The sequence below is a fragment of the Vibrio sp. 10N.261.54.A5 genome (genome assembly GCF_041471145.1).
Taxonomy (GTDB): domain Bacteria; phylum Pseudomonadota; class Gammaproteobacteria; order Enterobacterales; family Vibrionaceae; genus Vibrio; species Vibrio crassostreae_C.
The window spans coordinates 17,761-38,226 of the sequence record NZ_JBFRNU010000005.1 but is presented as its reverse complement, the minus strand read 5'-3'; the positions used below and the strand labels follow the sequence as shown (position 1 = coordinate 38,226).

General features: G+C 44.8%; 20 protein-coding genes. 5 read left to right on the top strand and 15 right to left on the bottom strand.

Annotated elements, in window-relative coordinates:
- Positions 1-40 precede the first annotated feature (40 nt).
- The 15 genes from atpB to AB4329_RS00885 form a co-directional block, all read right to left on the bottom strand.
- Positions 41-838 (bottom strand): F0F1 ATP synthase subunit A, encoded by a 798-nt coding sequence (atpB, locus tag AB4329_RS00955; RefSeq protein ID WP_017058797.1) that lies wholly within the window; start codon positions 836-838, stop codon positions 41-43.
- An 8-nt stretch (positions 839-846) separates the two neighbouring features.
- Complete coding sequence (locus tag AB4329_RS00950; protein ID WP_017058798.1) at positions 847-1,236, bottom strand: F0F1 ATP synthase subunit I; 390 nt, start codon at positions 1,234-1,236, stop codon at positions 847-849.
- Positions 1,237-1,428: 192 nt separating this feature from the next.
- Positions 1,429-2,310, bottom strand: a complete 882-nt coding sequence (locus tag AB4329_RS00945; protein ID WP_372073275.1) for a ParB/RepB/Spo0J family partition protein — start codon at positions 2,308-2,310, stop codon at positions 1,429-1,431.
- A 23-nt stretch (positions 2,311-2,333) separates the two neighbouring features.
- Entirely contained in the window at positions 2,334-3,107 is a 774-nt protein-coding gene (locus AB4329_RS00940; protein WP_136978676.1) for a ParA family protein, read from the bottom strand.
- Between the two features lie 14 nt (positions 3,108-3,121).
- Positions 3,122-3,754, bottom strand: coding sequence for a 16S rRNA (guanine(527)-N(7))-methyltransferase RsmG (gene rsmG / locus AB4329_RS00935; RefSeq protein ID WP_017058801.1), 633 nt, complete (start codon positions 3,752-3,754; stop codon positions 3,122-3,124).
- Positions 3,754-5,649: a tRNA uridine-5-carboxymethylaminomethyl(34) synthesis enzyme MnmG gene (gene mnmG / locus AB4329_RS00930; protein WP_017058802.1), complete on the bottom strand. Its 1,896-nt coding sequence runs from the start codon at positions 5,647-5,649 to the stop codon at positions 3,754-3,756. Before mnmG ends, rsmG begins: the two co-directional genes overlap by 1 nt.
- 482 nt (positions 5,650-6,131) lie before the next feature.
- Positions 6,132-6,566, bottom strand: coding sequence for an FMN-binding protein MioC (gene mioC / locus AB4329_RS00925; protein WP_017058804.1), 435 nt, complete (start codon positions 6,564-6,566; stop codon positions 6,132-6,134).
- 50 nt (positions 6,567-6,616) lie between these two features.
- Positions 6,617-7,978, bottom strand: a complete 1,362-nt coding sequence (gene mnmE / locus AB4329_RS00920) for a tRNA uridine-5-carboxymethylaminomethyl(34) synthesis GTPase MnmE (RefSeq protein ID WP_029235098.1) — start codon at positions 7,976-7,978, stop codon at positions 6,617-6,619.
- A gap of 130 nt (positions 7,979-8,108) precedes the next feature.
- Positions 8,109-9,731, bottom strand: coding sequence for a membrane protein insertase YidC (yidC, locus tag AB4329_RS00915; protein WP_017058806.1), 1,623 nt, complete (start codon positions 9,729-9,731; stop codon positions 8,109-8,111).
- Positions 9,732-9,733: 2 nt separating this feature from the next.
- On the bottom strand, positions 9,734-9,991 hold the full coding sequence (yidD, locus tag AB4329_RS00910) for a membrane protein insertion efficiency factor YidD (protein ID WP_004735802.1): 258 nt from the start codon (positions 9,989-9,991) through the stop codon (positions 9,734-9,736).
- The gene (gene rnpA, locus AB4329_RS00905; protein ID WP_017055478.1) at positions 9,958-10,281 is read right to left on the bottom strand and encodes a ribonuclease P protein component; all 324 of its coding nucleotides are present in this window, start codon (positions 10,279-10,281) and stop codon (positions 9,958-9,960) included. Before rnpA ends, yidD begins: the two co-directional genes overlap by 34 nt.
- Before the next feature lie 45 nt (positions 10,282-10,326).
- Positions 10,327-10,461 carry a 50S ribosomal protein L34 gene (rpmH, locus tag AB4329_RS00900; RefSeq protein WP_004735800.1) on the bottom strand — a complete coding sequence of 45 codons (135 nt, stop codon included), beginning with the start codon at positions 10,459-10,461 and terminating at the stop codon, positions 10,327-10,329.
- Between the two features lie 206 nt (positions 10,462-10,667).
- A complete protein-coding gene (locus tag AB4329_RS00895; RefSeq protein ID WP_017058807.1) occupies positions 10,668-11,405 on the bottom strand; it encodes an amino acid ABC transporter ATP-binding protein in 738 nt (245 codons plus the stop codon).
- Positions 11,402-12,073 (bottom strand): amino acid ABC transporter permease, encoded by a 672-nt coding sequence (locus tag AB4329_RS00890; protein ID WP_009848134.1) that lies wholly within the window; start codon positions 12,071-12,073, stop codon positions 11,402-11,404. The genes AB4329_RS00895 and AB4329_RS00890 overlap by 4 nt, the downstream gene beginning before the upstream one ends.
- Positions 12,074-12,208: 135 nt before the next feature.
- Positions 12,209-12,958 carry an amino acid ABC transporter substrate-binding protein gene (locus AB4329_RS00885; RefSeq protein WP_009848135.1) on the bottom strand — a complete coding sequence of 250 codons (750 nt, stop codon included), beginning with the start codon at positions 12,956-12,958 and terminating at the stop codon, positions 12,209-12,211.
- A 311-nt stretch (positions 12,959-13,269) separates the two neighbouring features.
- Between AB4329_RS00885 and dnaA the strand changes: the two genes are divergently transcribed.
- From dnaA to AB4329_RS00860, 5 genes are all read left to right on the top strand, one after another.
- On the top strand, positions 13,270-14,691 hold the full coding sequence (gene dnaA / locus AB4329_RS00880; RefSeq protein WP_017058808.1) for a chromosomal replication initiator protein DnaA: 1,422 nt from the start codon (positions 13,270-13,272) through the stop codon (positions 14,689-14,691).
- A gap of 81 nt (positions 14,692-14,772) precedes the next feature.
- Positions 14,773-15,873, top strand: a complete 1,101-nt coding sequence (gene dnaN, locus AB4329_RS00875; RefSeq protein WP_017058809.1) for a DNA polymerase III subunit beta — start codon at positions 14,773-14,775, stop codon at positions 15,871-15,873.
- Between the two features lie 53 nt (positions 15,874-15,926).
- Entirely contained in the window at positions 15,927-17,006 is a 1,080-nt protein-coding gene (gene recF, locus AB4329_RS00870; protein ID WP_372137575.1) for a DNA replication/repair protein RecF, read from the top strand.
- A gap of 17 nt (positions 17,007-17,023) precedes the next feature.
- Entirely contained in the window at positions 17,024-19,441 is a 2,418-nt protein-coding gene (gyrB, locus tag AB4329_RS00865; RefSeq protein ID WP_372137574.1) for a DNA topoisomerase (ATP-hydrolyzing) subunit B, read from the top strand.
- Positions 19,442-19,945: 504 nt separating this feature from the next.
- Positions 19,946-20,380 (top strand): Hsp20 family protein, encoded by a 435-nt coding sequence (locus AB4329_RS00860; RefSeq protein ID WP_017080845.1) that lies wholly within the window; start codon positions 19,946-19,948, stop codon positions 20,378-20,380.
- Positions 20,381-20,466: the final 86 nt, after the last annotated feature.

Genomic DNA, 20,466 nt, shown 5'->3' with positions numbered 1-20,466 from the left:
TCCGATTAACATTAATAGTTAGAATAAAACTTAAAAATTTTTAGTGATCGCCATCTTCATGGGCCATTGATAAATAAACAATTGTTAACATCATGAAAACAAATGCTTGAATCAAAATAACCAAGATATGGAAGATAGCCCAAGGTAGAGAGCCTACCCATTGTAAATACCACGGTAGCATTGCCGCACAAAGAATGAATACAACCTCACCTGCGAACATGTTACCGAATAGACGCATACCAAGTGATAGAGGCTTCGCGAGTAGCGATACCACTTCAATCAGTAGGTTAAACGGGATCATGATTGGGTGATTAAATGGATGTAAAGCAAGTTCTTTGGCGAATCCACCTAAGCCTTTTACTTTGATGCTGTAGTAGATCATCAGAGCAAAAACACCTAAGGCCATTGACATGGTTATATTAACATCAGCTGAAGGAACCACTTTCAAATAAGGGATACCTAGCCAATGCTCCGCAGGATATGGTAAGAAATCGATAGGCACTAAGTCCATCAAGTTCATTAAAATAATCCAGCAGAATATAGTCAGTGCTAATGGAGCAATCAGAGGGTTGCGGCCATGGAAAGTGTCTTTAACGTTGCCATCAACGAATTCAACTACCATTTCAACAAAACACTGAAGCTTACCAGGTACACCTACTGTTGCTTTCTTAGCGACTGAGCGAAAAACCCAAAGGAATAACATCCCTGTCAACACCGAAAAAAACAGACTGTCTATATGTACGTTCCAGAAACTTGTCTCCTCTACAAGACCAAACTTAGCTAAAGAAAGGTTTTGTAAGTGGTGCTCAATGTATCCGGATGCTGTTGGCGCAGCCATAACTCATCCTATTTTTTATTGTTAATGAAAAGCACTGGCGCAAAGATATTAATACCTAGAACCAGTAAATAGGTCAGTTTGAGGGGAACTAATTCCACCTGCATATACATGTAGACAATAGAGAATAGTAGAACTGTGATAAGGATTTTTAGCGCTTCGCCTGCATAGAACGACGCCGCAACTAACTTAGTTGCGCGAGCTCCACTAAATAGGAAAGCACACACACAAAAAACTGCATTTGCGATGACAAAAATACCGCCACCGATTAATGCAGCAAAACCCCAATCAGGATTAACAGCTAAACCTAACCCTATCGCCACTAATATAACCGCGCTAAGCTCGATCAATAACATTTGCTTTGCAAGCACTCGTCCTGGTCTTGCTAACGCCGCTACCATGTATTCGTTCCTCTTTTAAGCCTTCTTTACTACTCGCTTAAAAGCGTGCTGAGAAATTGGCGAAAATTATACGTTCAGCCAAATTGATTGCAATAACAATGCAGCAATCATTTACATTTTTGTATACAAACCTACAACTTTTGTACGAAATTACTTGTTTATTACATAATTGACCTAAATCAATTATCTCATTTAGTACTCTAGTTTAGCAATAAGTTGCTCTAATTTGTGAGGCTCATCAAGAGTAATTGTCACTTTTGACTTACCGCTAACAGAACGAGTAACTGAAACGTTTGCTTGCAATTTTTCCGTGAGTCTTCGTGAAAGTTCGATAGCTTCTGTGTCTTCAGGCTTCGATTCACCTTCAACGTCTGGTTTTAAGCACTTTTTGACAAGCTGCTCAGTTTGACGCACGGTCATTTTTTTGGTTGCCGCAGTGTTGGCTGCTTCAATCTGGGTATCACCTTCAAGCGCAAGCAATGCTCGAGCATGACCCATTTCCAGTTGTTTATTGGAAACTAAACCTTTTACTTCATTTTCTAACTGATTTAGACGTAATAAGTTACTAACCGTTGCTCTCGATTTACCGATCACTTCGGCGACTTGTTGATGTGTCAGCTCGAATTCGTTCTGTAAGCGCTCTAGCGCTTGTGCTTCTTCGATAACATTCAAGTCTTCACGCTGAATGTTCTCAATCAATGCCATCGCAATCGCAGCTTTGTCTTCAACCTTCTTGACCAAGCACGGCACCTGTTTTAAGCCAGCTTGACGCGCAGCTCTCCAACGGCGCTCACCAGCAATAATCTCATATTGTCCATACGCTAAAGGACGCACGACGATCGGTTGAATAATACCTTGAGATTGAATAGATGCGGCCAGCTCTTCTAGCGCTTCTGGCGCCATATCCTTACGCGGTTGATATACGCCTGGCTTCAAGCTACCGATAGCAATCTCTGTGAACTCGCCTTCTGCAGACAAAGCCTGACTATGAGAAGCAACTTGTTGTTTTTCACGAGCCAATGAGCTAGTTGCAAGTAATGCATCTAACCCTTTTCCTAAACCACGCTTAGACATTGAGCGAATTCCTTTGGTTAGACCTATACTGGGACTTCTTCACGACGCAACATTTCGCCTGCAAGAGCAAGATATGCCTTAGCACCTGCGGAATACTTGTCGTAGTACATTGCTGGCTTGCCATGACTCGGCGCTTCTGCCAAACGTACATTTCGAGGGATCACAGTTCGGTAAACTTTGCTACCGAAGTGTTTTTTGAGTTGATCAGAGACTTCATTCGATAAGCGGTTACGAGGATCATACATTGTACGCAGAAGACCTTCGATCTTCAGATTCTCGTTTACTACCGCAGCGAGCTTACTGATGGTATCCATCAACGCAGTCAAACCTTCCAAAGCAAAATATTCACATTGCATAGGAACCAATACGGAATCGGCCGCAGCCATCGCGTTGATTGTAAGAAGGTTCAATGAAGGTGGGCAATCAATAAAGATGAAATCATAGTTGTCGCGAATGGATTCGAGTGCGTTTTTTAAACGAACTTCACGAGCAAATACTTCCATTAACTTGATTTCTGCCGCAGTCACATCACCGTTTGCGGCGATGAGGTCATAATTGCCAGATGTACTTCGGCAAACTACCTCATCAAATGGGGTGTCTTCAACCAGCAAATCGTAAGCAGTTGCTTCAACTTGATACTTATCGACACCGCTCGCCATAGTGGCATTACCTTGAGGATCGAGGTCAACAACCAATATCTTGCGTTTTGTTGCCGCCATTGATGCTGCTAAATTAATGCAAGTTGTTGTTTTTCCTACGCCACCCTTCTGGTTGGCAATTGCTACGATTCTACCCACTATGGCCTCGCTGATTATCCCTGACGCGATAAAGTAACTAGATGACGCTCTCCATCAAGCTCTGGCACTTGCAAAGCTTTAATGTCTGTCACTGAACACCATTCAGGTAACAGGTCGATTTCGTCTCTAGGATGTTGTCCCTTAAGAGCCAAAAATACACCGGATTGCTCTTTAGGTAAATGGTGACACCACTCTACCATGTCTGTCATTGACGCAAATGCACGACTGAGCACTGCATCAAACTTTTCTTCTGGTTGAAATTCTTCAACGCGACTTTGAACCGGTACCACGTTGTCGATACCCAGCTCATGAATCACCTGTTTGATAAAACGAATACGCTTACCTAGGCTGTCTAGCAAGTAAAACTCGCAGTCTGGATTCATGATTGAGAGCGGAATCCCAGGAAGACCAGGTCCCGTACCCACATCGATAAAGCGCTTACCTTGTAAGTGAGTGCTAACAATGATGCTATCTAAGATATGTTTCACCATCATTTCTTGTGGGTCACGAACTGATGTTAGGTTATAAGCTTTGTTCCACTTGTTCAGTAACTCAACGTAGCCAACCAACTGGCCACGTTGTTTTTCAGATACTTCAAGTTCAGTCTGGCCAATAAGGTGATCCAGTTTTTCGCGTAATGCGCTCATTATGCTTCCTCACCTTTTTTCAACAGGCCGTGTTTTTTCAAGTAAACCAACAGAATTGAGATTGCTGCAGGTGTGATACCTGAAATTCGCGAAGCAATACCAATTGAGTCAGGCTTAGCTGTCGTTAGTTTAAGAACCACTTCGTTAGAAAGTCCTTTTACCTTGCTGTAATCGATATCAGCAGGCAGTTTGGTGTTTTCATGACGCAGTGATTTTTCAATTTCGTCTTGTTGACGCTGAATGTAACCATCGTACTTCACTTGGATCTCAACTTGCTCAGACGCTTGTTGATCTTCCAGTGCAGGACCAAAACGATCCAATGCGGTTAACTGTGAATAAGTCATTTCAGGGCGACGAAGAAGATCTTCACCGCTCGCTTCACGAGACATTGGTGTTTTCAGAATTTGGTTCAGTTGATCAATATCTTCAGATTTTGGATTAATCCAAGTCTCTTTCAGACGTTGACGCTCCTTCTCCATGTTTTCCATCTTCTCGTTGAAACGAGCCCAACGAGCGTCATCAACAAGGCCAAGTTCACGCGACTTTTCAGTCAAGCGGATATCGGCGTTGTCTTCACGAAGCAGCAGACGGTATTCCGCGCGAGACGTAAACATGCGGTAAGGTTCTTTGGTACCCATGGTAGATAGGTCGTCGATAAGCACGCCCATGTAAGCTTGGTCACGACGTGGACTCCAGCCTTCTTTGCCTTGAGTAAACAAACTTGCATTCAGACCGGCCATCAAGCCTTGTGCAGCCGCTTCTTCATAGCCAGTGGTACCGTTGATTTGACCCGCAAAGAATAGACCTTTGATAAACTTAGTTTCGTAAGTCAGCTTAAGGTCGCGAGGATCAAAGAAATCGTACTCAATCGCATAGCCAGGGCGAACGATATGAGCATTTTCAAAGCCCTTCATCGAACGAACAATTTGAACCTGTACATCAAACGGCAGACTGGTAGAGATACCATTCGGGTATAGCTCGTGAGTCGTTAGACCTTCTGGCTCAATAAAAATTTGGTGACTGTTCTTGTCAGCAAAACGCATTACTTTGTCTTCAATCGAAGGGCAGTAACGAGGGCCAATGCCTTCAATCACACCCGCGTACATAGGGCTGCGATCAAGGTTGGCACGAATTACGTCATGCGTATTTTCATTGGTATGCGTGATGTAACATGGAATTTGACGAGGTTGTTGAGCTCGGCTGCCCATGAACGAGAAAACAGGCGTCGGGTTATCACCGTGCTGAACCTCAAGCTCAGAAAAATCAACGCTACGCGCATCGATACGAGGAGGAGTACCTGTTTTCAGGCGATCAACTCGGAATGGAAGATCACGAAGACGGTCAGCCAGTGCGATCGATGGTGGATCACCAGCACGGCCACCTGAAGAACTTTCCATACCAATATGGATCTTGCCGCCTAGGAATGTGCCCACAGTCAGAACCACTGCGCTTGCGCGGAACTTAAGGCCCATCTGCGTTACCACACCTACCACTTGATCCTGTTCAACGATCAAGTCATCAACCGACTGTTGGAACAAAGTCAGGTTTGGCGTGTTTTCAAGAACGTTACGAACAAAGGCTTTGTACAGTGCGCGGTCAGCTTGTGCACGAGTAGCACGAACCGCAGGGCCTTTTGATGCGTTCAATGTTCTGAACTGAATACCTGCATGATCAATAGCTTGCGCCATTAATCCACCCATTGCATCGACCTCTTTTACCAAGTGGCCCTTACCGATCCCGCCAATGGCTGGGTTACAAGACATTTGTCCTAGTGTATCGATATTATGAGTAAGCAATAACGTACTTTGACCAGTACGTGCAGATGCGAGTGCGGCTTCCGTTCCTGCATGGCCACCACCAACAACGATGACGTCAAATTTTTCGTGATAAAGCATGAACCGACCTCAGGTATTCAAACGTTTTCTAGATTGATAAAAAGGAGCGATATTCTACCTGTTTTCATAGCCTGAGAAAACGTTTTTGGGATTTTTCGAAAAAGCTGTTTTTAATTAATATAGATAAGATCTTTAAGGAGATCTTTTATTAGATCTATTATTAGGATCGAGGGTATCTGTGGATAAGTCGAAAATGATCAACGAGATCATGGATCTTTTTTGGATCAAATGATGTGATCTAACTTTGATCAGGATGAGGATTAGCTGGGATCAAAATGGCTACTTATTCACAGGAGGAAATTAGCCTAAAACTTGTTATTTGGATAACTATAGGTTAATCACCGTATATGTATGATCTTATCCACAGCAGAAATTGAAAATAGATCGTTAATTTTCGATGTTTTTGAAAAAAAGTTATTCACAATCACGATGTTCAGAGACAAAAAAAGCGGCATAAGCCGCTTTTTGAGAGAGGAGAGAGGTTAAAACTGGTCGCTATGATCGTTGAACCAAGCTTCTGCTGCGTCTTCTGGTACCGGAGTTTCCAATACATCGATGGTAAAACAGTCAGAAATAGGCTGAGCACCGAGCTCTTTCATCTGGCTGTGGACTGATTTTCCCGCCAAACAGAAGGTATCGTAACTCGAATCACCAAGCGCCACGACAGCAAAGCGAACCGGGCTTAAATCTGGAGATTGCTGGGTCAATGCGTCGATAAACGGCTTAATATTATCTGGAAATTCACCCGCACCATGAGTTGAAGTCACCAGCAACCAAAAGCCTTGTTGGGGAATATCATCGAATTCAGGCTGATTATGAAGGGTGATCTCGTGGCCTTGCTCTTCAAGAAGATCATTAAGGTGATCGCCAACGTACTCTGCACCACCTAAGGTGCTGCCTGTAATAATGTGGATCATTAAGCTGTCCTTACTAAAGAAAAAGGCCAGCATGAGCCGGCCTTTAAAGGTTATTTACCAATACAGAAAGAGGTGAAGATACGGCCGAGTAGGTCATCGGAACTGAATTCACCAGTAATCTCGTTAAGGTGTTGCTGCGTTATACGCAGTTCTTCTGCCAAGATTTCCCCTGCCATATAGCCTTCGAGCTGTTGCTGGCCAATATCTAGATGCTCAGATGCGCGTTCTAGGGCATCTAAGTGGCGACGACGTGCCATGAAGCCACCTTCATTGCCACCAGCAAAGCCCATGCAATCTTTTAAGTGATTACGTAGTGCATCAACGCCTTGTCCCGTCTTTGCTGATAGTCGAATCAGAGTTGGATCATTAACATGGCAAATCCCGAGATCTTCACCGGTTTGATCGGCTTTGTTACGAATCACGGTCATTCCGATGTTATTCGGCAGACGATCAACGAAATCTGGCCAGATATCTTTCGGGTCGGTTGCATCGGTAGTGGTGCCATCGACCATAAATAAAACGCGATCGGCTTGAGCAATTTCTTCCCAAGCGCGTTCAATACCGATTTTTTCGACTTCATCCGAGGCTTCACGCAGGCCTGCGGTATCAATAATGTGCAGTGGCATACCATCAATATGGATATGTTCACGAAGTACATCACGGGTTGTACCTGCAATATCAGTCACAATCGCGGAGTCTTTACCCGATAATGCATTCAGTAAGCTCGACTTACCGGCATTAGGACGACCTGCAATCACCACCTTCATACCTTCACGCATGATGGCACCTTGATTGGCTTCTTGGCGAACCGCTTCGAGGTTGTCGATGATAGCTTGTAAGTCAGCACTTACTTTACCGTCAGCAAGGAAATCAATCTCTTCTTCTGGGAAGTCGATAGCGGCTTCAACATAGATGCGTAAGTGAATCAGAGAGTCCACCAGCGTATTAATGCGTTTCGAGAACTCACCTTGCAACGATTGCAGAGCTGATTTCGCCGCTTCTTCTGAACTGGCATCAATGAGGTCAGCAATCGCTTCTGCTTGGGTTAAATCCATCTTGTCGTTCAAGAAGGCACGCTCCGAGAACTCACCAGGGCGTGCTGCGCGTAGCCCTGGAATCGCGAGGATGCGCTTGATGAGCATATCCATTACCACAGGGCCACCGTGGCCTTGTAGCTCTAATACGTCTTCACCGGTAAACGAGTGCGGGTTAGGAAAGTAAAGCGCGATGCCTTGGTCTAGCTCTAAACCATCGTGAGATTTAAAAGGGGTGTACTCAGCGTAACGTGGTTTCAGTACTTTGCCGGTAACTTCAAGCGCAACTTGGGCTGCTTGTGGGCCTGAAACGCGAATAATACCGACGCCGCCACGGCCGGGTGCAGTCGCTTGAGCAACAATCGTATCTGTAGTCATAGTTGTGCCTGCTAGCATGTGAAAGCCAAAAAGGGGCGCTCACGATTAATCAATTAGCTGAATTGTAATCAGCTAAAAACAAAAAGGCGACCTTTTGGTCGCCTTTCTTTGTCTCTTTCTATTATCGAACTTACTTAGAATGTAAGCCTTTCTTTTCCAGCGCGCGGTAGATAAGCGTTTGCTGAATCAGAGTTACGATGTTCGATACTAGCCAGTATAGAACCAGACCTGAAGGGAAGAACAGGAAGAAGAATGTGAACATAACCGGCATAAAGGTCATGATCTTCTGCTGCATTGGATCCGTTACAGTTGTCGGGCTCATCTTCTGGATTAGGAACATTGAAGCACCCATCAGAAGTGGCAAGATGTAGTATGGGTCTTGTGCTGAAAGGTCAGTAATCCAACCGAAGAACGGTGAGTGACGCAGTTCAACAGACTCCATTAGTGCCCAGTATAGCGAAATGAAGATAGGCATTTGCAGAAGGATAGGTAAACAGCCACCTAGTGGGTTTACTTTCTCTTTCTTGTAAAGCTCCATCATTTCTTGGCTCATGCGTTGACGGTCGTCGCCGATACGCTCACGCATTGCAGTCAGCTTAGGCTGAAGCATACGCATTTTCGCCATAGACGTGTACTGAGCTTTCGTTAGTGGGTACATAGCACCACGAACGATGAAAGTTAGACAGATGATTGCCAGACCCCAGTTCACAACGATGCCTTGAATGAACGAAAGCAGAGTATGAAGTGGTTTAGCAATGAACCATAACCAACCGTAGTCAACTACTAGGTCTAGGTTAGGTGCAACAGCAGCCATTTGGTCTTGAAGTTTAGGACCAACCCAAAGCGTTGCTTTGAAGTTTGCTTCGTCGCCAGTAGCGATGGTTTTGTTCGGCATGCGAACACCGATGTCGCCAAGGTTACCAATTACACGAGTGTAAAGGTTGCTGCCTGCTTCGTCGCGTGGGATCCATGCACTTGCAAAGTAGTGCTGAATCATCGCTGCCCAACCTTGACCGTTTGCTAGGTTAAGAGACAGGTTGCGATCTTGCATGTCGTCGAAGCTGTATTTTTTGTAACGCGTATCTTCCGTAGAGTAAGCACCACCACGGTAAGTTGGCATTGTTAGGCTACCGCCGTCATCCATTACGTTCTGACGCAGGTGAGCGTACATGCCGAATGTCGCGTTGTTACCAGAGTTGTTGACTACATCGTATTCAACATCCATTGCGTAGCTGCCACGCTTAAGGATGAATGTTTTCGTGTAATCAAGGCCGTTCGCTTGGTAAGTCATCGGGATGCGTAGTTCATCCTGACCATCAGCAAGCGTGAAGCTGTCTGCTGAAACTGTGTAGCTTGGGCGGTTTGTGCTGCTTAAATCGATACCTTGAGGACCCACTAGACCGCTTTGTGCGATAAATTGGTGACCTGGTTCGTTTTTAAGAAGAACAAACGTATCTTCAGAATCGAACTCAGCAGAGTAATCGTTTAGGTTTGCTTTAACGACATCACCACCAACCGTATCAATTGACAGAGTCAGTACATCAGTTGTTACTGTGATAGTTTTAGCAGAAGAAGCAACTTGACCAGGAGCCGGGTCTAGATCATCTGCATAAGATGGCGCTGGTAGGGTGCTGCCAGATTGTGCCTGCTCAACCGCTTGTGGTGCTGGATTCTGAGCTACGTTCCATTGTTGGAACAGTAGGAAAGAAACCAAAGCCAATGCGATTAACAGGATATTACGTTGAGAATCCATCGTTATTTATCTCTGTCTTGTTTTTGGACTGGTGGAACGGGGTCAAAGCCCCCTTCGTTCAAAGGATGGCATTTTAATAGACGTTTGCCTGATAACCAACACCCTTTTACAAAACCGTGAGCTTTCAACGCTTCTATCGCATATAAAGAGCAGGTTGGAGTAAATCGGCAGCGTGGGCCGATGAGTGGACTAATAAACCATCTATAAAAATAGATGGGTATTAGCGCTATCCACGCGAAGGGCGAGACAGGCGAAGCCATAATTTGTCGAGTAGCTTGAACATTTCTTCATTGCTTAAATCTTGCGCGCTCTTCTTAGCGATTACAACAAAATCTTTGTTAGGAAGTTTGTGTTGAGTGTTACGAAAGCTTTCACGAGTAAGACGCTTGAATCGGTTACGACCCACGGCGGTTTTAATCTGCTTTTTCGGAACGGCTAATCCAAGACGAGGATTTGAAAGAGAGTTATTTCGGGCAATGATGGTGAAATGAGGGGAGCCAGCTCGATGAGCTTGCTTGAAGACATTTTGATAATGTTCGGGAGTTAACAAGCGTAACTCCCGACCGAAGGCTAGCTTATTCAAAATAATCAAAGATTACTTAGAAAGACGCTTACGGCCTTTTGCACGACGTGCATTGATTGTTGCGCGACCGTTCTTAGTAGCCATGCGAGCACGGAAACCGTGAGTACGCTTACGCTTTAGAACTGTAGGTTGAAAAGTGCGTTTCATTGTAATTACCTTACTGATCAGTAGTTTTAGGTTTTTGTTAAACCCGGCGTGGGCATTTTTTCTCTTCTTTATATAAGAAAGGAAAACCGACGCCTCTCAACAAAGAGGCGGAATTGTAATCACTGTCACAAAAAGTGTCAATGATTGGGTTAACTAAAATTCCGGTCGGGGGATTATACGTAGAATAACTAAAATCACAAGGATCCTTAGTCGATCCCAACCTTATTTAAGAATTTTTTTAATTTAGGATCCTGTGGATTACCAAAAATATCCTGTGGAGATCCCTGCTCGATAATATGACCGTCAGCCATGAAGATCACTCGGTCTGCGACCTCTCTCGCGAACTGCATTTCATGGGTAACCACCAGCATGGTTTGATGCTGATTTGCCAGTTTTTTCATTAGGTTAAGCACTTCGCCAACCCACTCAGGATCGAGCGCTGAAGTCGGCTCATCAAACAGTAAAAGCTCGGGTTGTAGTGCCATTGCACGGCCAATACCCACCCGTTGTTGCTGGCCACCAGAGAGCGCGGCTGGGTAGCTATCACCTTTGTCACCTAAGCCAATATCATCAAGTATTTGTTGTGCTTTTTCATGGGCTTGCTGTTTTTTCCAACCACGAACGGTAATTAAACCTTCAGCAATATTCTGTCTCGCGGTTTGGTGAGCGAACAGTGCATAGTTTTGGAACACAAAACCGGTCTTACGACGCAGTGCAAGCACCTCTGCCTTAGTGTGTTTCTGAGTATCAACCTTGATATCATCAATCGAAATCGTGCCTTGATCGGCTTGCTCTAGAAAATTCACACAACGCAGTAGGGTAGATTTACCCGTACCACTTGAACCTATGATGACAATTATCTCACCTTGTTTGATTTCTAGGTCGATCCCTTTCAAAACTTCGGTGTCACCAAACTGCTTGTGGATATTTTGTAATTTGATCATCGTACATACGCCTTATTCAGTTTCACTTCGGCCCAAATTTGAATACGAGTGAGGATAACCACCACGCCCCAGTAAATCAGTGCGACTGCTAAGAAAGCCTCGAAGAAGCGGAAACTTGAAGAAGCCTCCATCTGAGCTTTAGCCATGATTTCGGCGACACCTAGGGTGAAGGCAAGTGAAGTCGACTTGATCATATCGATGAAGTAGTTCATCAACGACGGCAGTGCCACGCGAGTTGCTTGCGGTAAGATCACTCGGCGCATCGCTTGGCTGGTTGTCATACCGACCGAAAGGCTGGCTTCCATCTGGCTGCGATCAATACCGATAATCGCGGCACGAATACTTTCTGCCATATACGCGGCAAAGTGCAGGGTTAAGCCAATCACAGCGGCGCTGAAGGCATCCAACCCAACCATCCACGGGAAGACTTGTGGTAAGCCGTAATAAAGGAGGAACAGCTGCACCAACAGTGGTGTGCCTCGGAAGAAGCTAATGTACAGCTGGCTCAGTTGGTCGAGCACTGGGATTTTGAATACACGAATATTCGCCAGTATCAGAGACAGGATCAGAGCAAAGAACAAGCCCCAGGTCGCCATCTCCATCGTGGTGCCTAAATACTTCAGTAGTATTGGCAACAGCTCTAGCATGTAATTAAAGTCAAATCCCATAATCTATCTCGTATTTTTATTGGCAGTGTTGTTCTATATGTAAGTACTGTTGTATCAGGTTTTTTAATCAGTGCACAAAAGCAAAAAGCCCACCGCTGTATAAAGCAGTGGGCCTTGAATGGAGAAAGTGAGTAATTACTTCTGAGTAATGTCCGCACCAAACCATTTCTGAGAGATACTTTCTAGCGTACCATCTGCGCGCATTGCTGCTAATGCTTCATTTACTTCTGCTTGCAGTTTTTTGCCGTTATCGTTGTCGACGAAAGGCCAAGCGTTTTCAATTGTTTCGAATGGCTGACCTGCTAGTTGTAATGGTAGACCAGTCTTCTTGATAAGCTCTAGTGCTGATAGGCGATCCATTACGAATGCATCGGCACGACCCAGTGCCACGTCATGTTCAATACCTGTATCGTAGGTTTTTACATTGATCTTGCCATCTTTGTCGTAGCTGCGAAGCAGTTGTTCAAAGTTTGAGCCTAGGTTTACCGCAACCGTCTTGCCATCAAGGTCTTCGATGCCTTTAATGCTGTCATTACCTTTACGAACGGTAATTTGTGCGCCGTCTACTACGTATGGGTCTGCGAATAGGTATTTCGCTTTACGTGCATCCGTCATTGTAATTTGGTTTGAAATGGTATCGATGCGACCCGTTTCAAGAAGACCAAACAGACCAGAGAAGTTTGCCGTTACGTATTCAACCTTGTAATCGTTACGCTTACCGATCTCATCCCATAAATCCACTTCAAAACCCTGTAGCTGGTCTTGTTTAACGAACGTAAACGGGAAATAGCGACCAGACATGCCGACTTTAACTTCAGTCGCAGCTTGAACAGTAGCAGCAGAGAGTGCGATAGCCGCAATTGCAGCCTTAATCCAGTTATTCATTTGGTAACTCCTTATATTTATGGGTTTGGATGTTACTGGGAAAATGCTCACTAGAATAAATAACCAGATGTTATTAACCATAACCAGATTGAATTCCCGATTTGGGGATAACTAGCAAGGATCCGGGCATAAGTGGATCATTGTGTGAGTAAATTAGGGGCAAGATGTGTGGATCCACCGATAAATTACAAATTTATTGTGAATAACTTGGATCTTATTCACTGGATCTGTGATCAATTGCTGGTGATCTGACTTATCAACAGGTAAAATTAGCGGTCATTTCATATTACTTTAAATAGAGTGAGGGCACCGTGTCATCTTCGCTTTGGTTGCAGTGTTTGCAACAGCTTCAAGAAGAGTTACCAGCTACAGAATTCAGTATGTGGGTTCGTCCGTTACAAGCGGAACTCAATGACAATACTCTAACTCTATTTGCACCGAACCGTTTCGTACTCGATTGGGTTCGTGATAAGTATCTAAATAGCATTAACCGTCTGCTGCAAGAATATTGCGGTAACGATATCCCACATCTTCATTTTGAAGTGGGAAGCAAGCGTGTGATTGCACCAAAGCCTGCGACACCGACACCAACTCAGACTCGCACTGCAGCTGATGTGGCCGCTGAGTCATCAGCACCTGCGCAATTACAAGCTCGCAAACCTGTCCATAATATCTGGCGTGATGAAGAGCCTGTCGCGGTTGACTTGAATCACCGCTCAAACGTGAACCCAAAACATAAGTTCAATAACTTTGTTGAAGGTAAGTCGAACCAACTCGGTTTGGCTGCGGCACGTCAGGTTTCTGATAACCCAGGTACAGCCTACAACCCGTTGTTCCTATACGGCGGCACTGGTTTAGGTAAAACGCACTTGTTGCATGCGGTGGGTAACGCCATTGTTGATAATAAGCCGAATGCGAAAGTGGTTTACATGCACTCAGAGCGTTTTGTTCAGGATATGGTAAAGGCTCTGCAAAACAACGCGATCGAAGAATTTAAGCGCTACTACCGTAGTGTTGATGCATTGCTTATCGATGACATCCAATTCTTTGCTAATAAAGAGCGTTCTCAAGAAGAGTTCTTCCATACCTTTAACGCGCTGCTTGAAGGCAACCAACAGATCATCCTAACGTCTGACCGTTATCCAAAAGAGATCAACGGGGTAGAAGATCGTCTTAAATCTCGTTTCGGCTGGGGTTTGACGGTAGCGATTGAGCCACCAGAGCTTGAGACACGTGTTGCGATCTTGATGAAGAAAGCCGAAGACCACCAAATTCACCTTGCGGATGAAGTGGCGTTCTTTATTGCCAAGCGTCTACGCTCTAACGTTCGTGAACTGGAAGGCGCATTGAACCGTGTTATTGCGAATGCAAACTTCACTGGCCGCCCGATCACGATCGACTTCGTGCGTGAAGCACTGCGTGACCTACTTGCACTGCAAGAAAAACTGGTCACTATTGATAACATTCAAAAGACAGTAGCCGAGTACTACAAAATCAAAGTCGCTGATCTATTGTCTAAGCGTCGTTCTCGTTCTGTTGCTCGTCCACGTCAATTGGCGATGGCACTGGCGAAAGAGCTAACAAACCATAGCTTGCCTGAGATTGGCGATGCATTCGGTGGTCGTGACCACACGACGGTACTGCATGCTTGTCGTAAGATTGCTCAGCTGCGTGAAGAGAGCCACGACATTAAAGAAGATTATTCGAACTTGATTCGTACCCTTTCTTCTTAATACACAGTATTCTTAACCTTAATAAGCAGAATCTTGGCCACGTACTATTACGCAGTGCCATTTAGACCGTAAGAGCAAGATATGAAATTTACCATTGAACGTAGTCACCTGATTAAGCCATTACAACAAGTATCTGGTGCACTCGGTGGCAGGCCAACGCTTCCAATTCTAGGAAACCTACTGATTAAAGTAGAAGATAACGTGTTGTCGATGACAGCGACGGATCTAGAAGTTGAACTGATCAGCCGTGTAACGCTTGAAGGTGATTTCGAAGCGGGTAGCATTACCGTACCTTCACGTAAATTCCTAGATATCTGTCGTGGATTGCCAGATAACTCAGTGATCACGGTGGTATTGGATGGTGACCGTATTCAGGTTCGCTCTGGTCGTAGCCGCTTCTCTTTAGCAACATTACCTGCGGCAGATTTTCCAAATATTGAAGACTGGAGCAGTGAAGTTGAAGTGTCAGTGACACAAGCTGAACTTCGCGGTCTTATCGAGAAAACACAATTCTCAATGGCGAATCAAGATGTTCGTTACTACCTCAACGGTATGTTGTTTGAGATTGAAGGCTCTATCCTGCGCAGCGTAGCGACCGATGGTCACCGTATGGCAGTATCTCAAGCACAACTGGGTGCGGATTTTGCTCAGAAGCAGATCATTGTTCCTCGTAAAGGTGTTCAAGAGTTAGTGAAGCTATTGGATGCACCTGAACAGCCAGTAACACTGCAAATTGGTAACTCTAACGTGCGAGCTGAAGTGAACAACTATGTCTTCACTTCTAAGCTGGTTGATGGTCGTTTCCCTGATTATCGCCGCGTAATGCCGCAAAATACCACCAAGACACTTGAAGCTGGCTGTGATGAATTACGTTCAGCATTTTCTCGTGCTGCGATTCTATCGAATGAAAAATTCCGTGGTGTTCGCGTTAACCTTGCGGATAGCGAGATGCGCATTACCGCGAACAACCCAGAGCAAGAAGAAGCAGAAGAAGTACTCGATGTTAACTTCGACGGTGACGCGCTAGAGATTGGCTTCAACGTAAGCTACGTATTGGATGTTCTGAACACACTGCGTTGTGAACAGGTTCGCATCTCAATGTCAGACGCCAATGCGAGTGCTCTTATCGAGAACGCACAAGATGACAGCGCGATGTACGTTGTTATGCCAATTCGCTTATAAGCAGCCCTATGTTGACCTACCGAGTCGTGATTGAAGATTAATATGAAGACGTTATGCCTTTATCGCGCTTAATCGTTAAGCAGTTTAGAAATATTGAAGCCTGTGACATTCAACCGTCATCAGGCTTTAACTTTCTTATAGGGGCTAACGGAAGCGGCAAAACCAGTGTCCTTGAAGCTGTGTATCTGCTCGGACATGGTCGCTCATTCAAGAGTTCACTTACCGGTCGTATCATACAAAACGAGTGTAGTGAGCTGTTTGTACATGGCCGTTTTATGACCTCGGATCAATTTGAGCTGCCAATTGGCATTAATAAGCAGCGCGATGGCACGACAGAGGTTAAAATAAGCGGTCAAACTGGGCAAAAGTTGGCTCAGTTAGCTCAAGTCTTACCTTTGCAGTTGATTCACCCTGAAGGGTTTGATTTACTAACCGATGGACCTAAGCATCGCCGAGCATTCATTGATTGGGGAGTCTTCCACAGTGAGTCGGGCTTTTATGATGCGTGGGGCAGGGTAAAGCGCCTCAATAAGCAGCGAAACGCCTTATTGAAAACGGCAACGCACTATCGAGAGCTGAGCTATTGGGACCAAGAATTGGCCCGTTTAGCAGAAAGCATCAGTCAGTGGCGTGCCACCTACGTTGATCAGCTCAAAGAAGTCGCCGAAGAAATCTGTGCGACCTTCCTTCCTGAGTTTGAGATAAATATTAACTACTATCGTGGCTGGGACAAAGACACCCCGTACGCCGATATATTAGAAAAGAATTTTGAAAGGGATCAGCAGCTTGGTTACACCTTTAGTGGGCCAAACAAAGCGGATCTGAAGATAAAAGTGAACGGCACTCCAGTGGAAGATGTCTTGTCACGAGGTCAATTGAAGTTGATGGTGTGCGCGCTACGAGTAGCACAAGGGCAACACCTCACTCAAATGACAGGTAAGCAGTGCATCTATTTGATAGATGACTTCGCTTCCGAATTAGATAGCCAACGCCGAGCACGTCTTGCTGAGTGTTTAAAGGCGACCCAGGCTCAAGTTTTTGTAAGCTCTATTACCGCTGATCAGATTGCAGATATGCATGACGAAAATAGCAGGATGTTTCATGTGGAACATGGCAAAATAGAGCAAGGATAATTAGTCAGAGAGTAACTATGTCAGATAATTACGATTCATCGAGTATTAAAGTACTGAAGGGTCTGGATGCGGTACGTAAGCGTCCTGGAATGTACATTGGCGACACGGATGATGGTACCGGTCTGCACCACATGGTTTTTGAGGTGGTAGATAACTCTATTGATGAAGCGCTAGCTGGTCACTGTAATGACATCATTGTAACTATCCATGAAGATAGTTCTGTGTCTGTGAGCGATGACGGCCGTGGTATTCCAACAGAATTGCACCCAGAAGAAAACGTATCTGCAGCCGAAGTAATCATGACGGTTCTTCACGCTGGTGGTAAGTTCGATGATAACTCGTACAAGGTATCTGGTGGTCTGCACGGTGTTGGTGTTTCAGTAGTTAACGCACTTTCTAAGCAAGTTACTCTTACTATCCACCGCGGTGGCAAAATCCACACTCAAACCTACAGCCACGGTGAGCCTCAAGCGCCACTAGCGGCTATCGGTGACACGGATAAAACAGGTACAGAGATTCGTTTCTGGCCGAGTGAAGAAACCTTCACTAACATCGAGTTCCATTACGACATTTTAGCTAAGCGTCTACGTGAGCTATCATTCTTGAACTCAGGTGTATCAATTAAGCTAATTGACGAGCGCGAAGAAGACAAAATGGATCACTTCGAATACGAAGGCGGTATCCAAGCGTTTGTTGAACACCTTAATACTAACAAAACGCCAATCATCCAAAAAATCTTCCACTTTAACTCTGAGCGCGAAGACGGTATTACCGTTGAAGTTGCGATGCAGTGGAATGACGGCTACCAAGAAAACATCTACTGTTTCACCAACAACATCCCTCAACGCGATGGTGGTGCTCACTTAGCAGGTTTCCGTGCGGCGCTAACGCGTACTCTGAACAGCTTCATGGACAAGGAAGGCTTCTCTAAGAAAGCGAAGACTGCGACCTCTGGTGATGATGCTCGTGAAGGTCTGACGGCGATTGTTTCTGTTAAAGTGCCTGATCCTAAGTTCTCAAGCCAAACTAAAGATAAGCTGGTTTCTTCAGAAGTGAAGTCTGCCGTTGAATCTACAATGGGTGAGAAGTTGTCTGAGTTCCTTATTGAGAACCCAGGTGAAGCGAAAACAGTTTGTTCTAAAATTATTGATGCAGCACGTGCTCGTGATGCAGCGCGTAAAGCTCGTGAAATGACTCGTCGTAAAGGCGCATTAGATTTAGCGGGTCTTCCTGGTAAGCTTGCTGACTGTCAGGAAAAAGATCCTGCACTGTCTGAACTATATATTGTGGAAGGAGACTCTGCTGGCGGTTCAGCTAAGCAGGGGCGTAACCGTAAGAACCAAGCAATCCTACCGCTGAAAGGTAAAATCCTTAACGTAGAGAAAGCACGTTTCGATAAAATGCTGTCTTCTCAAGAAGTAGCAACGCTAATCACCGCTCTTGGTTGTGGTATTGGTCGTGACGAATACAACCCAGATAAACTGCGTTACCACAACATCATCATCATGACCGATGCCGATGTCGATGGTTCTCACATCCGTACCCTGCTACTGACGTTCTTCTACCGTCAAATGCCAGAGCTGATTGAACGTGGCTACATCTACATTGCTCAACCGCCACTTTACAAAGTGAAGAAAGGTAAGCAAGAGCAGTACATTAAAGATGAAGATGCGATGAACCAGTATCAAGTATCTTTGGCTTTAGACAACGCAGAACTGCACGTAAACCCTGAAGCGCCAGCATTTGCAGGTGAAGGTTTAGAGAAGCTTGTTCAGCAATACAATGCAGGCATCAAGCTTGTTGATCGTATGAGCCGCCGTTACCCACGCGCATTGGTTCACGAACTGATTTACGTTCCTCGTCTAACGGCCGAGCAGTGTCATGATGACGCGGCAGTTGAAGCTTGGGGTAAGCAGCTTGTTGAACAGCTAAACGCGAAAGAAGTAGGTGCAAGCCAATACAGCCTTGAAGTTGAAAAACACGAAGAGCTAGGCTTAAGCGTTCCTAAGATTGTGGTTCGTACTCATGGTGTGACTCATGAACACCTACTAAGCATCGATCTTATTAACTCTAAAGAGTTTGGTAAGCTAGCGGATCTTTCTGAAGCTCTTGATGGCTTGATTGAAGAAGGCGCTTACATTAAGCGTGGTGAGCGTACTCAAGAAGTTTCTAGCTTCGTTGATGCTCTGAACTGGTTAGTGAAAGAGTCTCGTCGTGGTCTAAGCCTACAGCGATACAAAGGTCTAGGTGAGATGAACCCTGATCAACTTTGGGAAACCACGATGGATCCTGAAACTCGCCGTATGATGCAAGTAACAATTGAAGACGCTGTTGGTGCTGATTTGTTGTTTACGACGCTAATGGGTGACCAAGTTGAACCTCGTCGTAACTTCATCGAAGAGAATGCACTGAAAGTAGCAAACCTAGACGTTTAGTCTCTTTGATACTTCGCTCTTTCGCTTAATTTCTGTGTCAGAGGTGCTCACATACATTCGTATGCTCCGCGCCTCTTCCTTGAACTAAAACGAAATAGCTTCGTCTCAAAAAACTCAATATCTTATTGAAAAGACTGTCAGAAATGACGGTCTTTTTTGTTTTTAAGTGATTGAAAAATATTGGATTGGAAAAATTATTGAAAATAATCCCTTGAAACTGATTTGCTCAATCCACATATCTAGTTGTGAAGAGGATGACTGTCTTGCTCTACAAGAGAAGAAACAGAACCTTCATTACCGCTAACGAAGTATCGCTCAATAGAGGATAACTTTGGCAGCACACAATTTAAAAATTGATTCATTGCCATGTCCCAGCGTTGTCGCCAATAGAGGTGAAACCCGAGGAATGCGAACTGAATCCCTTAGCTGTTTACTGGATCACTCACAGGTTCGATCTCAGTAAAATTCACGGCTAAGACTATTGCTTACTAAAAGGATAGCATTATGAGAACTGTAGATTTCACACCACTTTACCGCAACGCAATCGGCTTCGATCGTCTTTTCAATATGATGGAAGCGAACACATCGAAAAATACTTCTGGCGGTTACCCTCCGTATAACATCGAGCAAAAAGACGAGAATAACTACCGTATTACTATGGCAGTCGCTGGTTTTGCAGATGACCAATTAGATCTTACTCAAAAAGAGAACATGTTAATTGTTAAAGGTGAGCGTAAAGCTGAAGCAGAGAAAACTTTCGTATATCAAGGTATTGCAGAGCGCGATTTCGAGCGTAAATTCCAACTGGCTGACTACGTAAAAGTGGTAGGTGCAAGCATGGAAAATGGTCTTCTTCACATCGACCTCGAACGCGAAATCCCAGAAGCGATGCAACCACGTAAGATTGCTATCAATGGTAATAGTCTACTAGAAGGTTAATTACTGTTAGCTCCTTAGAGCTAAAAAATATCGGGAAGTAAAAGTGAAAGAGCACCTCATGAGGTGCTCTTTTTGTATTTGGCCTA

Excerpts from the sequence above, each read along its gene's own strand:
- atpB (WP_017058797.1), bottom strand. The coding sequence starts at position 838 with ATGGCTGCGCCAACAGCATCCGGATACATTGAGCACCACTTACAAAAC.
- AB4329_RS00950 (WP_017058798.1), bottom strand. The coding sequence starts at position 1,236 with ATGGTAGCGGCGTTAGCAAGACCAGGACGAGTGCTTGCAAAGCAAATG.
- AB4329_RS00945 (WP_372073275.1), bottom strand. The coding sequence starts at position 2,310 with ATGTCTAAGCGTGGTTTAGGAAAAGGGTTAGATGCATTACTTGCAACT.
- rsmG (WP_017058801.1), bottom strand. The coding sequence starts at position 3,754 with ATGAGCGCATTACGCGAAAAACTGGATCACCTTATTGGCCAGACTGAA.
- mnmG (WP_017058802.1), bottom strand. The coding sequence starts at position 5,649 with ATGCTTTATCACGAAAAATTTGACGTCATCGTTGTTGGTGGTGGCCAT.
- mioC (WP_017058804.1), bottom strand. The coding sequence starts at position 6,566 with ATGATCCACATTATTACAGGCAGCACCTTAGGTGGTGCAGAGTACGTT.
- mnmE (WP_029235098.1), bottom strand. The coding sequence starts at position 7,978 with ATGACTACAGATACGATTGTTGCTCAAGCGACTGCACCCGGCCGTGGC.
- yidC (WP_017058806.1), bottom strand. The coding sequence starts at position 9,731 with ATGGATTCTCAACGTAATATCCTGTTAATCGCATTGGCTTTGGTTTCT.
- yidD (WP_004735802.1), bottom strand. The coding sequence starts at position 9,991 with ATGGCTTCGCCTGTCTCGCCCTTCGCGTGGATAGCGCTAATACCCATC.
- rpmH (WP_004735800.1), bottom strand. The coding sequence starts at position 10,461 with ATGAAACGCACTTTTCAACCTACAGTTCTAAAGCGTAAGCGTACTCAC.
- AB4329_RS00895 (WP_017058807.1), bottom strand. The coding sequence starts at position 11,405 with ATGATCAAATTACAAAATATCCACAAGCAGTTTGGTGACACCGAAGTT.
- AB4329_RS00890 (WP_009848134.1), bottom strand. The coding sequence starts at position 12,073 with ATGGGATTTGACTTTAATTACATGCTAGAGCTGTTGCCAATACTACTG.
- AB4329_RS00885 (WP_009848135.1), bottom strand. The coding sequence starts at position 12,958 with ATGAATAACTGGATTAAGGCTGCAATTGCGGCTATCGCACTCTCTGCT.
- dnaN (WP_017058809.1), top strand. The coding sequence starts at position 14,773 with ATGAAATTTACCATTGAACGTAGTCACCTGATTAAGCCATTACAACAA.
- recF (WP_372137575.1), top strand. The coding sequence starts at position 15,927 with ATGCCTTTATCGCGCTTAATCGTTAAGCAGTTTAGAAATATTGAAGCC.
- gyrB (WP_372137574.1), top strand. The coding sequence starts at position 17,024 with ATGTCAGATAATTACGATTCATCGAGTATTAAAGTACTGAAGGGTCTG.
- AB4329_RS00860 (WP_017080845.1), top strand. The coding sequence starts at position 19,946 with ATGAGAACTGTAGATTTCACACCACTTTACCGCAACGCAATCGGCTTC.